Raw genomic sequence first — 12810 nt, forward strand, 5'->3', positions numbered from 1 at the left:
TTCGAAGCGCTAAAGAAGACGTCATATTATCAGAAAAGGCGGTTTTGGGATGCTTTGATGATTTATACACCGTCCTTTCCTTCTAACGTAGATTATTCGACAAACAATCGACAAAATCCTTTAGTTTCCATTACCATTTGCCAGTTTCTTCATTCTCCTTTACAATATCGTTAAGATTTATTGTGTAAGATAACATATCACGAAACTAACGTGCGTTGGTCGGTAGGAGGCAAGCAGGCATGACAGAGGAGCATCGTGTATTGCAGGTTCAAGAACGGGAGCTGACCCCTTATTTTCAGCCTATCTTATCGCTTCAAACTCAAAAAATCATAGCATACGAGGCGCTGGGACGGAGTGTGACGGGGAATGAAGCTCGAAGCTTGGGCGCTTTTTTTCAAAATCCTGCAATTAGCGATGAGCAGCATCTCCATGTAGACCGCATTCTGCGGGAAAAAGCCATTTCGCAAATGGCTCAATCGGGCAGCGAGGCTATGCTTTTCTTGAATTTAAAGCCTTCCTGGATTTATCGCGTCTATAAGGAAACCGGGGCTTTGCCGACGCTGCAGTTCGTGGAAAAGCACGGGCTCGACCCGGGCCGGGTCGTCATTGAGGTGACGGAGGAAGAGTTTCATGGAAGATTGGACGAATTGTCCGCTATCGTCGACGTCTACCGGGAGCACGGCTGCCTTATTGCGATTGACGACATTGGGAGCGGGTACAGTAATTATGATAGAATTGCTTCCATCAAGCCGAATATATTGAAAATCGACCTGAAGCTGTTGAAAAAAAGCACGCTGCACGACGGGTACAAGGCGCTGCTGAACTCTTTTTCCATTTTGTCCTCGCAAATGGGGTCGTCCCTGCTGATCGAAGGGGTGGAGACGAAGCAGGATTTGTACCACGCGCTGAAGGCGGGGGCGAGGTATGTGCAGGGCTTTCTGTTCTCGGAAGCCAGGGCGGAGTTTCAGCAGGAGCGGGCATACGAGCCTTTATTAAAAGAGCAGATCCGGCTGTATACCGAGCAGGAGATGGCGCGATACCGCGCACTGTTTGCCGTGCAGAACAATTTGAACGAGCTGGTGACGTCCGATGTGCATCTGTCCGGGGCGCAGGACGCCGATACTATGATCGAAAGCCTGCTGGCTAATGTCGAGCCGAATGTTGTGAGAATTTATATATGCCGGGAGGACGGGTGTCAGGTTTCCTCCAACTTTATAAGGGAAACGGATGGGGGGTGGAAGCGGGATGCCCGCTACCAGGGGGCCAATTGGATATGGCGCCCGTACTTCATACCGAATATGCTGCGGATGAACAACCAGAGACAAGGCATATTGTCGCAAGTATATACGGATCTGGACACGTCTTTGCTCATGCAGACCTATTCATGTCCCGCCGGCGATTCGCATTATTTGTTTCTCGATTTGCAGGTCTGAGGAAGGCTCGTTGATTATGATTGATGCTCCAATCCCCACAAGCACATCCCGTTCAATATCGGCATCAAGGTTCTGCCTTTCGGGGTTAAGGAATATTCCACCTTAGGCGGAATTTGCTCGTACTCCTGCCGCCTTATGATCCCGCTGCCCTCCAGCTCGCTTAGCTGGGAGCTTAACACCTTGTGGGTAATGCCCGGAATGCCGCGCTTCAGCTCCCCGTACCGCATCACTCCTTGGCAAGCCAATTGATACATGATTTTCATTTTCCATTTGCCTCCAATGACCGATAGCGTATAGTCAAAAGGGGCTTGCTTATCCTTCAGCTCCGGGTAACGGGGCTCATCCGTCATATAGATCCTCCTTCATGGTAAAGCGGATATCATCCTAAGGCGGCCGATTCCAAGAAAAAGCCTAACGAGTCCGAGCTTCTCCCGTTAGGCAGCGTATAGGGGCGGTTACCTCGCCGGCCCCGGGCAGGCGCTTGCAGCAAAAAAAAGGATAGCGGACCTCCCGCGGCCCGCACCTATGTTACAGCTCCACCCACTCTTTGCGCAGCGTGAAGAGCTCCTTCAAATCGTCGGTCGACATTTCGGTAATCCACTGTTCGCCGCTGCCTACAATTTGTTGGCTCAAGCCTTGCTTTTTCTCGATCATATCGTCGATTCGTTCCTCGAGCGTTCCGAGCGTAACGAATTTGTGCACTTGAACGTGCCGGGTTTGGCCGATGCGGAACGCCCGGTCGGTAGCCTGGTTCTCAACAGCCGGATTCCACCAGCGGTCGAAGTGGAACACATGGTTGGCGGCGGTCAGGTTAAGCCCCGTGCCGCCCGCTTTCAGCGACAGCAGGAAAATGCCGGGCTGCCGCTCAGGAGGGAGCGAATCGTCCTGAAACTCCGTAATCATGCGGTCGCGAGCCGCTTTCGGCGTTCCGCCGTGCAGGAACATGACCGCAGTGCTCAGCTCCTGCTCCAAAATGCGCTGCAGCAAATGGCCGGTTTCCACAAATTGCGTGAAGATCAGGCACTTGTCGCCTTCCTGGCGAAGCTCCTGCACCATCTCCAGCAGCCGCTCCACCTTGTTGGAGCGCTGCTGCCAAGGGACGCCTGCGGGCTCCTTCAGCATGAGCGCCGGATGGTTGCATATTTGCTTCAGCTTGGTCAGGGCGGACAAGATGAGGCCTCTCCGCTCCATGGCGCTTAGGCGGTCCAGCCTGTCGAACATGTCTTTAATGTAATTTTCGTACAGCGTCCCTTGCTCGGCCGTCAAGGAGACGAAGGTTTTGTACTCGTACTTATCCGGCAGATCGAGCTGGATGGCAGGGTCCTTCTTCACTCTGCGCAGCAGGAACGGGCGGATGAGCCGCTGTACCTTGGACACGAGCTCTGCATCGTTCGTCCGCTCGATCGCGCTCACGAAGCGGTGAGAGAACTCGCGCAGCGTCCCCAGGTATCCGGGATTGAGGAAGTCGAAGATCGACCACAGCTCGGTAAGCCGGTTTTCTATCGGCGTGCCGGTCATGGCGATCTTATGCTTTCCTTTCAGGCCGCGGATGGACGTGGCTTGCTTGGTGTAAGCATTCTTTATATTTTGAGCCTCATCGAGACAAATGCAGCTCCATTCGAGCTGGGCAAGCTCCGCTTCGTCCAGATGAGACAAGGTGTACGTAGTCAATACGAGATCGTAGCCTTCGCATGTCTCCTTGAAGGCTTCGCCTTTGGCCCGGCCCGGGCCGTAATGAAGATGAACGTTCAATTCGGGCGCAAACCGCTGCAGCTCCTTCTGCCAGTTGCCCAGCACCGAAGTAGGGCAAATCAGGAGAGAAGGGGCGGCGGGAGCTCCCGTCTCCTTAGCGGCGGTCGCCTGCTGCTCACGCAAATGCAGCAGGTACGTAATCATCTGGATCGTCTTGCCGAGACCCATGTCGTCGGCGAGACAGCCGCCCAAGCCGAATCGGCGCAAAAACAAGAGCCACGATATGCCTTCGACCTGATAAGGACGCAGCGTGCCGCGAAACGATGCAGGGGGCTCGACGAGCGGCGGGCGCTTGGCATGGTTGAGCAGATCGACCATCTCTTGAAGCTGGCCGTTCAGCTCCACCTCCATCTGCAGGGAGCGCTGGAAGCCAAGCTCCTCCTCGCCTTCCGATGAGCCGAGGAGATGAAGCTCAAGCACGTCGCGCAGCGAGAGTCCCTGCTTCTTCTGCACCTGCTTCATGACCTGCTGGAGCTGAAGCAGCTGGTCGGGATCGAGCTGGATCCACTGGCCGCGAACTTGCACGAGCTTGCGGTTCTCCTCCAGCAGGGCGCGGAACTCTTCTTCCGTCAGCTCGATATCGCCGAGCGCGATTTTCCAGTCGAACTGCATCAGCTGTTCGAGCCCGAACATCGATTGCGGTCCGGAGCCGACCGACGATTTGATCTTCGCCTTCAGGCGGGGACGCCAGCGCCGGATCCGCTCCCACCAGGCGGGCAGGAAGACCGAATAGCCCGCCTCCATGAGGCGCAGGCTGCCGTCGGTCAGCAGCTGCCAAGCCTCGTCCTGCGAGAGCTCGGAGCGAAGCACGCCGGGCTCCGAGCTCTGCTCGAGCCATGGCAGGATACGCTGCCATTTGGCAAGATCGCGCGCCGCGCGGGGCAGCTCAGCCTGCCACGCATCGGGCAGTTCTGCCAGCGCCGGCGATGCTTGCGGTGCTGGTGCTGGCAGGGGCTCGGCGGCATCGGCCGCGCTCGCCGTGGCGTCGGCGCCGGCATGAGCCGCCGGACCGGCTGCGTCCGCAGCTGCCTGCTGTGCTGCGTCGACCGTCTCGGCGCCCGAGCCGACCGCGAACGCGGCCAGCGCATGCGGATCGACTTCGCGCATGAGCGTCTTGTCGGCGCGGTCCTGCAGCACGACGCGCAGCGGCCAGATGTCGCCGCGGCCTTGCGGCGGCTCGCTCAGCTGCAGGCACGTCCTAAACGGCGTGCCGTCGGTCTGCCAGCCGATGGAGACGAGCCAGTCTTCCTCGTCCATCCACAGGTCGGCCGGCAGCTTCCCCCGCTGGAGCAGCGGATACGCCGCCTCCAGCTGGCGGATGCTTTGCGCCAGCATGCTGTCTTCCTCGCTCCACTCGGGGATGAGCTTATCCATCCACTGCTGCGCGAGCGGTGACAGCCCGTCGGCTGCCGCGTGCTCGGGCAGCTGCAGCTTCCAGCCGAGCTCGCCCGCCTTCCACTTCGCGAAGTCGGGCATGCAGCGGCCCTGCACGAGCGCCTCCTTGACGTGCGGCGCGAGCCGGATCAGCTCGCGGAGCTCGCCGCTCCAGTCCAGCTTCAGGTGCTGGACGGCGCTCGGGCTGCAGAAGTAGTCCAGCGCTTCGAGCGCGGACAGCTGCAGCCCCTCCACGTTCATCGACTCTGCGACCTCGATGAACGTGCCGTAAAACGACGGTTCGTGCCAGGCGAACAACAGGCTCTTCAGGTCGTAGGCATCGCTGATGCCGCCGTTGTAGCGGGTGCCCCACAGAAAGAAGCGGCCCGGGGCGGTCCATTTGGCATGAACGGTAATCGCAGTTGTGTCGATCATGGAATCCACTTCCCTTTCCGAAGCTCTTCTTGCAGCGCCCGCAGGCGGGAATACCGCGTAGCCAGGCGGTAGACGTATTCCTCCCATGTGTTCAACCGGTTCAGCTTCTTGTAATAGGCGTGCAGCTTCTTAAGCAGCTTGATCGCCGTCTTGTAAGCGTTGCGGTTTTTCTCCTCGATGCACCTCTCCACCGCTTGGTGGTACAGCGGCAGCAGCAGGGAAGGATCGTGGCTTTCGACGGTTTTCAAGTCCATCGCATACAGATTGACCGGGGAAACGCGGTTGGCCAGCTGCAGATCGACCCACGCTTTAAACCGGTTCGCCTTCAGCAAATAGGCGGTGTAGAAATAGTACGTCCGAGGCAGCAGCGCGATCATCACCTCGACCCATTCGCCGTCGTCCGGCTGCCGGCTGACCGCCTCCATCCAGTACGTGCAGAAGGTGCGCAGCTCATCCTGCTGCGCCCGTTGCATGGCCGGCAGCATCCAGCGCAGCCAGGTGAGCATTCGGTCCCACTGCTGGTCTTCGTAGCACCGGTTCAAATACAAGAACGTATCCCGGGCTTCCCGCTTCGAGAGCTCCTCCAAAAGCGAGCGTGCGCGGTCGTCCTCGCCCTCGATCACATCGAAATGCGCTTGCGCTACGAGCAGCGCGTCTCTTCGTCGCGGGAGAAGCCCCGTCTTGGAGGACAGCAGCTGTAGACGCTTCTTCTCTTTCGCAATACGCTCGGGAAACTCCGCCAGCCTCCACCATATGCTGCGATAGGCCAGCAGCCAATCGAGAGGGGAGTCTTTGCCGCTCAGCGCGGCCTCTCCAAGCATCGCGAGCGTGTCGTCCAATGCGGCGGTATGGCGCCGGGCCAGCTCCTTCATATGCAGCTTTGGCACCAAAGCGCTGAATTGCTCCATGCACTGCTTGGCGACCGCTTTACAGCCCGTTTCTATATAATAGGACATATACGATGTCTTCGTATCCGAGTAAAACTGTTCGATCTTGCGCATGACGAACAGCAGCACGTGCAGCTGGAAGAGCGGGCGAAGGTCTTCGTTCCACGAATCGGCGAGAGGCAGGAGAGACTCCTGCGCAGTGCTGTAGAACAGCTCGATCGAGTGCTGCTGGGATAAGGAATATCCGTAAAACTGCTGATCGAAAAAACGGTGCCAGACGGAAGGCATCTGCTCGGCCTTCGGTGCTTCCAGCCGCTCCTGCTTTTTCTCCGGCTTGGCGGTTCCCGTACGGGTCAGCTGCTGGCGGTTTTTTACCATAATGGCCTGCTTCAGCTGTGCCAACAGCAGTTCCGGGCGTGCGAACGATGCATATAATGTGAAGATGACGGCAGCCATATGCTTGCAGCAGCCTTCGTACGGACAGCTGCATTCGCTTTTTTCGAAACGGTCCATATCCAGAATGACCTCATATGAACGAGTGCCGTTGACGAGCGCATGAATTTCCACTCCGTGAACCAGCTCGATCCCTGCAACGCGGCCTTTGTGGTAATACTCCCAGCCCTGCGTAAGCTCCGCCAGCTCGAAATCATGCTGCATCCGTTCGATCAAATAATTCATTCGGTTTTTGGGGATTTGCAGCTTCAGCATAGGAAACGTTCCGCCTCCGAACTTATTGTGTGTATCCTTACAGTGTAACAGATTTTGCAAGCAAATGCTTTATTTCGAAGCGGTTGCATGAGAAGCTTTTTTCGGGTTAAAATGCTTAATAAGCAATTTCATCCATTTCCATCCGGAAGGACTGACGGTGTCATGGGGATTAAATTCGGCCGTGAATATAATGACATTATTGACGATTTCACCCAAGCTTTACACAGTATCGACGAATGCTACACATTTTTGGATATGACCCCGGACGATTGGAACGAGCTGGAGGCAGAGGAGCGTCAGGAATGCATCAAGACATTGGCTGACGATCTGTTCTACGGACTTGGCAGCGAGCCCAAAATGCGCGTCGGCGGCTGTACCGTCACACACGACAGGGAAAAGCACGTGATCGTCATTCACCACGAAGGTACGCTGATCAGCGTCGTTTATTTGGTGTAAGGATTTAAGGAGGGACCCCGGTTGACGAAGCTGACGGAGGAAGAGCTGTCGCGCAAGCTGGAGGATGCGGAGGGCTGGAGCAGGGAAGACGGCAAATGGATTGTGAAATCGTACCGGTTTGCCGCCTATTTGGACGGGATCGAGTTTGTTCGGGACATTGCCGGAATCGCCGAGCTGGAGCTGAATCACCATCCGATGATCGCCATCGACTACAAGCTGATCAAAGTTCGTCTTACCTCCTGGCGGGCAGGAGGCTTGACAGCGCTTGATTTCGAAGCGGCTGCACGGTTCGACGAAGCTTTCGAACGGCGGCGCACCGACCGTTAGCTGCGGCCCTTATCCATGAGCCGTTTCCACACCATGCAGTGGAACGTCTCCATGCCTGTAGGCGTCATACGCTCATACGTGTCGGTATGGACAAAGCCGGCCTTTTGATACACGCGGAAAGCACGAATATTCCAGACCAGCACCTCCAAATCGATTTCGTTGGAAGGTGCTTTTTGTTTGGCCTCGGCGGCAATCGTTCGAACGAACTCCACTCCCAGACCTTGGCCGCACAGGTCGGGCCGCATGCCCAAGCCTAGACGCGTCACCCCGGTCATAGGGAAATATTGGGCGAAGCCCACCATCTCGCCATCGGCGTCCACTACGGCGCGATACTGCTGCTCCCGCAGCGTTTCGTCGGCGAATTCCTCTTGATCCGCCACCATCTTTTCCCACGACGGCCAATTGTATATATGATAAGGGACGGGATAGGTCCACGAGCAAATTTCCTTGCAGTGCTCTTCCGTTAAAGGGACGATGCGCAATCCCCATGAATTCTCCATCGAGAAGCACCTCTTTCCAATTGATTTCCATGCCTATTGTACCCAGAGACCGGGCGTTTGTCGACCCGAACCGGCTGTCGCTATCGATTCCTGCGGTTTGCTCGCGCTGCGTTCCGTTGTATACTATAAGAAAAGGCCATTAATTCCAGCAAGGGAAGTGAATGCAGATGCAGCATATTGTAAATCAGGAATGGTTGTTCGAGCACGGCACCGACGAGAATATCGTCATTGTAGATTGCCGCTTTGCGCTTGGAAGCCCGAAATCGGGTCAAGGCGAGTATGCGGCGGATCATATTCCGGGCGCTATTTATTTCGATCTGGAGCAGGACATGTCGGCTCCGAAAGGCGCGCACGGGGGACGCCATCCAATGCCGGATTGGCAGTCGTTCGCCCGCAGGCTGGGAGAGGCGGGAATCAGCAGCGAATCGACTGTCGTCGCTTACGACGATCAAGGGGGAGCCATGGCTTCGCGCTTGTGGTGGATGCTGCGCTATCTCGGGCATCCGAAGGTTTATGTTCTGGACGGCGGCTACTCCAAGTGGAAGGCGGCGGGCTATCCGGTTACGGATGAACCGGCTGCCGTTCATGAGGCTGTATTTACGGCCAAGCCCCAATCAGACATGCTGGTCGGCATGGAGGATGTGAAGGCGCGGATCGGACGCAAGGGGACGGTGCTGATCGATTCCCGCGAGGAGCGCCGGTATCTCGGGCTGGAAGAGGCGATCGATCCTGTAGCCGGACATATTCCGAGCGCGAAGAATTACTTCTGGAAGGATAGCCTGGATGAACAGGGCGGCTGGAAGGATGCGGCCAGCCTGCAGCAGCGGTTCGCCGAATTGCGCGATGCGGACGAAATCGTCGTCTATTGCGGCTCGGGCGTTACGGCTTGCCCGAACGTGCTGGCGCTGCAGGCGGCGGGCTTCAACAACGTGAAGCTGTATTCCGGCAGCTGGAGCGACTGGGTGTCGTACCCGGACAATCCGGTGGCTACGGGGAAAGAATAATAGGGCACAAAGTCTTTTGTGACGCGGGTTTGAGGGCTGAGACAGTTGCCGGTGGGCAGGCTGTAACGGCCCTTTTTTATTGGTTCGTTCGTGAACCGGTAGCCGATGAGAAGCGTCTAGTCTTATGAAGAACGGACACAGGATCCGTTATCTGTGAACAAAACCCCTGTTTTGCTGCATTCGCGGACAGAGGATCCCTTATTAACGAGAAATGCGAACAATTTCCGGCATTTTAGTCCGAATAACGGAACGTGTGTCCGTAAGGGTCCAAAACCCGGCCGAAAAGCATGAAATAACGGAACTAGTGTCCGATCCATGAAGCCAAAGTCTTAAGAGCCGGCACAAAAAGGAGCTGATTGGTCGGGCAAACTGTGGAGTACAGGAGCGCGTAAGCGGAAAAGCATTGATGATCTTCTACGTCGGTCTGAACTTGGTAGGCTGCTCGTCTCCCGACTATTATTCAACCGCAGCAGCTAGTCGAAATTAACCGTCTTCCGCTGAAGTCTACGGCAAGCCAGGAGAAGAGGAGCGGCCGATTCCGGTTTGTATCCAGATCAACGTTTGCCCTCTCTACTCCCCAAGCATAAGAAAAGGTCCGACTATGCTAATTCAAGCCTTGTTCCAATTTAGCTGTAATCGGCTTTGAAGCGGTTTCCCTTTTGAAATGCTTTGGCTATCTTCTTCCCTGCATATTGATAACACTTTCCACATCCGATTCGATACGACCCCAACGGTTCATGCAATGATTCAGAATCATGTCCAGGTCATTCTCGTTCTGGGCTTCTTCTGTATTGTGATGCAAAATAGTAGCGATCCAGTGGGTCAAATTCCGGAGATGATGACGATACGAAAAAAATCGCAGCAGGTCGGGGCATAAGGGGGCGGAAGTTTCCCGGAACCGTCCGTAAGCGGACAGGAACACATCGAAGCCCTCGCCGATATAATTGAACAAATCGTACTCCGGCGGCGCCAGCATGGCGGATTCCCAGTCGATGATATACAGCTCGCCCCCGCTGCTGCGGATCAGGTTGCCTCCCCAAAGATCACCGTGGCACAGCACGTTTTCTTTAGGATTCGATAGGACATCTCTGCGAAGCTTTCTTAAAAGGTTCAAGTAACGCACAATCTCGTCGTTTCGGGACAAAATCTCCTGCTTCAACGTTTGCTTAATACGGCTGTCAAAAGATGCTGCAGCTTCAAGCTCGCCTATATACGAGGTGAGCCGGCTCTCAAAGGAGATGTCGTAAGCCTCCGTCAGCAGCATCCGGGTGCCGATGAGAGGGGTTAGACGATGGATTGCCGCCATAGCCGAAGCAACTTGCTCGAGAATGACATCGGAAAAAGGGTACGTTTCCGCAAGTGTCTCGCCCTCAATGTAGTTGAAAATGACGACGGTGAAGCCGTCAAAGGCCGTTTGGAATCGGCCCTGCACATTTTTTACCGGGTAAGCAACGGCTGGAAATAGCCCGGCATCGTACAGCTCCCATGTAAGCGGAAGGCAGCGGTCCAATCTTGCGATCCCTTGCTGCTGCCGTTCATTGCCATGATCGAACAGCTTCAAATAATAATAGCACCCGTCCTCGCAATGAATGCGGTACGAATAGGCGGAATCCCCCATAGGGATAAACGAGATGCTCTCGGCGGTTATTCCGTAAAAGGCGTTAAGGCGTTCCATAAGCAGACAGTCCTCTACAGGAAACTTCACTTTCATCGTTCATCCCTCCTTAGGAGTAGGATAACGGAATTCGGTTATAGCGGCAAACGTGCCCCGCAAGGGAGCTTATTCCGGCCTGCTCAGTCCGATCATTGCAAGGGAACCGGCTGGTTGGTAAAGGGAAGGAACGCAGTCGAGGGGAGTAAGAGGTAGTCGGCAGCAGCGGTGTGCTGAGGAAAAAGAGGACTGCAGCAGGGCATCCCTAGAATGGGATAAACCGTGCTGCAGCCCTGGCATTCAACCTACAAGCGCGATCCCCCGCTTGCATCGAGCAGCTGGCCCGTAATCCAGCGGCTGTCCGGGGAGGCGAGAAAGGCGGCGATGTCCGCGACATCTTCAGGCTGACCCCAGCGGCCCAGAGTGGAAAGCCCGGCTGCGAAGCTTTGCCCGTCCGGGTTTTGCAGCATCCCGGCATTCATCTCCGTATCGATGATTCCCGGTAATATCGCATTAACCGTGATTCTTCGATTTCCCAGGTGCTGCGCCAAGACATGGGTCAGCGTATTTACCGCTCCCTTGGAGACGCTATAAGCCAGCAGGCCGGGGAAGGCGATGCGAGTAACGGCCGATGAGATGTTGATGATTCTTCCTTCGTCGTTCAAGCGCGGTAAAGCCTGCTGGATAATAAAGAGCGGCGCTTTGAGATGAAGATTCATGACCTCGTCCAACGACTGCTCCGTCGTCTCCTCTATAGGCAAGGTTTGCCCTATCCCGGCATTGTTGACAATGATATCGAGACGGTTGCTTCCGGTATGCTCCAGCAGCGATGCATCCAAGGCTTCGAACAGTGTGTGAATGCCTTCAATCGATGATAAGTCGGCGCCGACCGCAAAGGCCGTCCCTCCTCCGGCTCGGATTTCCCGAACCGTGTCTTCTGCGGCAGCAGCGTTACTGCCGTAATGGACTGCAACAACGGCGCCGTCCTTAGCCAACCGCAGCGCGATGCTGCGACCGATTCCGCGACTTGCTCCTGTAACCAATGCAGATTTACTCATTAGCTTCTTCATGGTTTCATCTCCCTGTTTTGGATTCTTATTTGTTATAACACAGGGCAGGTTTTGTGATGTTGCGCTCTCATTTTTATTCCTCCACCGGCTATGATAAAATGGGGCTAAGCCGAATGGCATAAGCATGGAAAACTCGTACGCTCACAATGAGGAGGAATTGCTTTGATAGCGGAAATACTACGGCAAGGCAGCGGCGGCACCGCCCGGTTCGAGAGGCATCTGAAGCACCCGGTAGACAGTGTCTGGGCTTATTTGACGGAGAATGATAAGCTGGCATCGTGGTTCCCTGAGCTTCGGGTGGACAGCCTCCGTGAAGGCGGAGTCATCCTATTCGACATGCAAAACGGTACGTACGAAACCATGACCATTCTGGATATGGTCCCGCACGCTGTATTGGAATACACATGGGATAAGGACAAAGTGCGTTTCGAGCTGTCTCCCGAGCAGGACGGCACTCGTCTCGTTCTGATCGAAACGATATCGGAATGGACGGATCATACGCCGAGAGATTTGGCCGGCTGGCATGTGTGCCTGGACGTGATCGAGGCGCTGCTGGACGGCAGGACGATAGAGTCGCGTAAAGACCGGTGGAATATATGGTATAAGCAATATGTTGAGGCAGGGGAGCGGGCGAGAGGATAAAGTCGGCGCGGTCCTTCTCTCGAAAGATTCGTTGACACCGAACCTCTCTTGCGCTACAGTATATATAGTTAAGTATTTAACTAAAAGGGACGAAGACAATGACCGACATTCATAAATACGTGACCGAACAGCCGCTTGGAGTACAGACGTTCTTTGCCTTGGTAGATACGACGGCCCGGCTTATCGGTATCTCGGAGAAATATTGGAGCTCCAAAGGGTTGAACGGAGCGAGAATCCGCATGCTGGTAGAAATCGCGAAGGCGGGCGGTTCGATATTGCCTTCCATGCTGGCCGGCCGGATCGGCGTGACGAAGGCCAATATTAGCGTTCTGCTCGTTCCTCTGGAGCAGCACGGCTACATTCGATGCACCAGTCATCCGGAAGACGGGCGCAAAAGAATGATCGTGCTGACGCCGGAAGGAGAGGGCTTGCTGTGGGAGTTCATGCCGGGGAACCGGGCGGTCATTGCCGAACAATTGGATAAATTGAACGAATCGGAGATGCGGCAGCTGATAACGCTACTGGAAAAATTGCAAGGGTAGCGGCAAGCCGCTTTTTTTTGAGTATTTAG

The 12810-nt window shown here is 55.5% G+C and carries 12 protein-coding genes; 6 read left to right on the forward strand and 6 right to left on the reverse strand.

Going from position 1 to position 12810, the window contains the following annotated elements:
- Positions 1–239: 239 nt before the first annotated feature.
- Complete coding sequence (locus ACFQ88_RS28035; protein WP_239630811.1) at positions 240–1433, forward strand: EAL domain-containing protein; 1194 nt, start codon at positions 240–242, stop codon at positions 1431–1433.
- A gap of 14 nt (positions 1434–1447) precedes the next feature.
- Here the strand turns inward: ACFQ88_RS28035 and ACFQ88_RS28040 are convergent, their stop codons facing one another.
- The 3 genes from ACFQ88_RS28040 to ACFQ88_RS28050 form a co-directional block, all read right to left on the reverse strand.
- Positions 1448–1783 (reverse strand): winged helix-turn-helix transcriptional regulator, encoded by a 336-nt coding sequence (locus ACFQ88_RS28040; protein WP_379459376.1) that lies wholly within the window; start codon positions 1781–1783, stop codon positions 1448–1450.
- 178 nt (positions 1784–1961) lie between these two features.
- Positions 1962–5003 carry a DEAD/DEAH box helicase gene (locus ACFQ88_RS28045; protein ID WP_483875135.1) on the reverse strand — a complete coding sequence of 1014 codons (3042 nt, stop codon included), beginning with the start codon at positions 5001–5003 and terminating at the stop codon, positions 1962–1964.
- Positions 4991–6589, reverse strand: coding sequence for an SWIM zinc finger family protein (locus ACFQ88_RS28050; RefSeq protein ID WP_379459380.1), 1599 nt, complete (start codon positions 6587–6589; stop codon positions 4991–4993). The genes ACFQ88_RS28045 and ACFQ88_RS28050 overlap by 13 nt, the downstream gene beginning before the upstream one ends.
- 162 nt (positions 6590–6751) lie before the next feature.
- On the opposite strand from ACFQ88_RS28050, the gene ACFQ88_RS28055 reads away from it, so the two are divergent.
- Both ACFQ88_RS28055 and ACFQ88_RS28060 read left to right on the forward strand, forming a co-directional pair.
- The gene (locus ACFQ88_RS28055) at positions 6752–7045 is read left to right on the forward strand and encodes a hypothetical protein (RefSeq protein WP_239630815.1); all 294 of its coding nucleotides are present in this window, start codon (positions 6752–6754) and stop codon (positions 7043–7045) included.
- Between the two features lie 21 nt (positions 7046–7066).
- Positions 7067–7372 carry a 4a-hydroxytetrahydrobiopterin dehydratase gene (locus ACFQ88_RS28060; protein ID WP_239630816.1) on the forward strand — a complete coding sequence of 102 codons (306 nt, stop codon included), beginning with the start codon at positions 7067–7069 and terminating at the stop codon, positions 7370–7372.
- Here the strand turns inward: ACFQ88_RS28060 and ACFQ88_RS28065 are convergent.
- The gene (locus ACFQ88_RS28065; RefSeq protein ID WP_379459383.1) at positions 7369–7872 is read right to left on the reverse strand and encodes a GNAT family N-acetyltransferase; all 504 of its coding nucleotides are present in this window, start codon (positions 7870–7872) and stop codon (positions 7369–7371) included. The two genes, ACFQ88_RS28060 and ACFQ88_RS28065, sit on opposite strands and share 4 nt — an antisense overlap.
- Positions 7873–8039: 167 nt before the next feature.
- On the opposite strand from ACFQ88_RS28065, the gene ACFQ88_RS28070 reads away from it, so the two are divergent.
- Entirely contained in the window at positions 8040–8876 is an 837-nt protein-coding gene (locus ACFQ88_RS28070) for a sulfurtransferase (RefSeq protein ID WP_239630818.1), read from the forward strand.
- A 673-nt stretch (positions 8877–9549) separates the two neighbouring features.
- Here ACFQ88_RS28070 and ACFQ88_RS28075 read toward each other — a convergent pair.
- Together ACFQ88_RS28075 and ACFQ88_RS28080 are read right to left on the reverse strand one after the other, a co-directional pair.
- On the reverse strand, positions 9550–10587 hold the full coding sequence (locus tag ACFQ88_RS28075) for a phosphotransferase enzyme family protein (protein WP_379459385.1): 1038 nt from the start codon (positions 10585–10587) through the stop codon (positions 9550–9552).
- Positions 10588–10832: 245 nt separating this feature from the next.
- Complete coding sequence (locus ACFQ88_RS28080; protein WP_379459387.1) at positions 10833–11597, reverse strand: SDR family oxidoreductase; 765 nt, start codon at positions 11595–11597, stop codon at positions 10833–10835.
- 162 nt (positions 11598–11759) lie between these two features.
- On the opposite strand from ACFQ88_RS28080, the gene ACFQ88_RS28085 reads away from it, so the two are divergent.
- Together ACFQ88_RS28085 and ACFQ88_RS28090 are read left to right on the forward strand one after the other, a co-directional pair.
- Positions 11760–12239, forward strand: coding sequence for an SRPBCC family protein (locus ACFQ88_RS28085; RefSeq protein ID WP_379459389.1), 480 nt, complete (start codon positions 11760–11762; stop codon positions 12237–12239).
- Between the two features lie 98 nt (positions 12240–12337).
- Entirely contained in the window at positions 12338–12781 is a 444-nt protein-coding gene (locus ACFQ88_RS28090; RefSeq protein WP_379459391.1) for a MarR family winged helix-turn-helix transcriptional regulator, read from the forward strand.
- Positions 12782–12810 lie beyond the last annotated feature (29 nt).

The sequence above is a fragment of the Paenibacillus sp. NPDC056579 genome (assembly GCF_042793215.1).
Lineage (GTDB): Bacteria > Bacillota > Bacilli > Paenibacillales > NBRC-103111 > Paenibacillus_S.